The organism is Haloferax sp. KTX1 (assembly GCF_902410085.1).
Taxonomy (GTDB): domain Archaea; phylum Halobacteriota; class Halobacteria; order Halobacteriales; family Haloferacaceae; genus Haloferax; species Haloferax massiliensis.
Map to the genome: position 1 here is coordinate 1 of NZ_CABPRH010000102.1, position 497 is coordinate 497.

At 63.6% G+C, this 497-nt stretch carries 1 protein-coding gene and 1 pseudogene; one reads left to right on the plus strand and one right to left on the minus strand.

Features of this window, described 5'->3' with window-relative positions:
* On the plus strand, positions 1-254 hold a 254-nt coding region (locus FY251_RS20980), incomplete at its 5' end, for a LamG domain-containing protein (RefSeq protein ID WP_148416869.1).
* A gap of 8 nt (positions 255-262) precedes the next feature.
* Here FY251_RS20980 and FY251_RS22875 read toward each other — a convergent pair.
* A pseudogene (locus tag FY251_RS22875) lies at positions 263-497 on the minus strand (S26 family signal peptidase); the annotation flags it as partial.

Here is a 497-nt window from a genome sequence, read left to right on the forward strand (position 1 = left end):
GATCACAGGACAGGGTGTACGTCAACGGGACGCAAAAGGGGCCGACGTTTTCACTCCCCGATGCGCAGGCGTCCACGCAACCGCTTCGAATCGGCACCGGCATCAACCCCGGTGGGAACGCTATCTACGGATTCAACGGTGCCATGGACGAACCCAAGGTGTACGACGCCGCGCTCACCGCCGAGCAGGTGAGCAATCTCTACAATTCAAGCACGGCAAGCGCAGGTGGTGGCGGCGGCGATATCACCGGCTGAACCCGCGATTATTCACGCCCAAGCAGGCGGCGTACCTGTCGCTTCAGCGGGACCGACCGGTCCCGGCTCCGCTCGCGCGTTGTTCCGAACCCGAAGGTCGCCCCAACTGCCGCTGTGAGGCTTCCTAACACCAGGAAATTGAACGCTCCGATGGCCACCAGCGGGTGGACTCGGTGCAGTCCCGCGATGACGCCCGGCGGTGCTAGCAGGAAGTATCGATGCTCTTCGACGGTCACGACCGCC